At 32.6% G+C, this 779-nt stretch carries 1 protein-coding gene; it reads right to left on the bottom strand.

Annotated elements, in window-relative coordinates; genetic code table 11:
* Positions 1-41: 41 nt before the first annotated feature.
* Positions 42-734 (bottom strand): type IV secretion system protein, encoded by a 693-nt coding sequence (locus ACFIO3_RS14495; RefSeq protein WP_375608918.1) that lies wholly within the window; start codon positions 732-734, stop codon positions 42-44.
* Positions 735-779: the final 45 nt, after the last annotated feature.

Here is a 779-nt window from a genome sequence, read left to right as displayed (position 1 = left end):
TGTACAATAGGATTATTTTCATAAAATAGAGAAAACAAATGTTATAAAGAATTTTGGTAAAACCGTATGCGAGGCATATCCTTATTAGTACTGTTAAAAATTTTCATATCAATTTTGCGTCTATACATTTTAGTAAGCACGCGCTCAGCGTCACGTAAATGTGCAACCATTTGCAGCTTTATAGATTCATTTTTAATCATAGTTAATGTGCCCTCCACAATTGTTTGAACATCCAAGATCTCTTTTACATTATCTGTTTTATCCAATGCATTTAACAGGGCTATGATATAGCGAGAACGATTTTCTACTGCTTGAAAAGTTTGCAAAGTTACAGCTTTATCTAGGGCTGACATATGTTGTAAACGTGCAAAAAGAGCTGGACCCATCCGATTAGGACTTCCAAAAATCCTTTCTTCATTTTCTAAAATCTGTTTATATAGCTCATTTGAACGTTCATTTTCATCGTAGATCGATTCTGGATTTTTGAGAAAAAAACTGGTATAATCCACTTTTCTATGATCGTTGATTTTATCCTTTGTTAGAGCTTTATGAATGCCTTCTGCGAATAAAATTTCTCTTCCTGTTAAATCAATTTGTTTTTTTAATAATTCAATAAGCTCCAAATATTCTTTTGATGGAGGAGATGGAGAATTCTTGTTTAATGCATTTGGATTTGGATAATGCCCCCATTGGAATGCTAGAGCTAAATTTGGCAATCCAAAAGCTATAATCATTCCTGTTATAATAAAGATCTTTCTCATCTGTCTCCTCGCTTGATT

Source organism: Bartonella sp. AD328YNZD (assembly GCF_042196425.1).
The sequence above is the reverse complement of the archived record's forward strand: the minus strand, read 5'-3'. Positions and strand labels throughout refer to the sequence as shown.

Coding starts and splice junctions, on each gene's coding strand:
- ACFIO3_RS14495 (WP_375608918.1), bottom strand. CDS start 734: ATGATTATAGCTTTTGGATTGCCAAATTTAGCTCTAGCATTCCAATGG.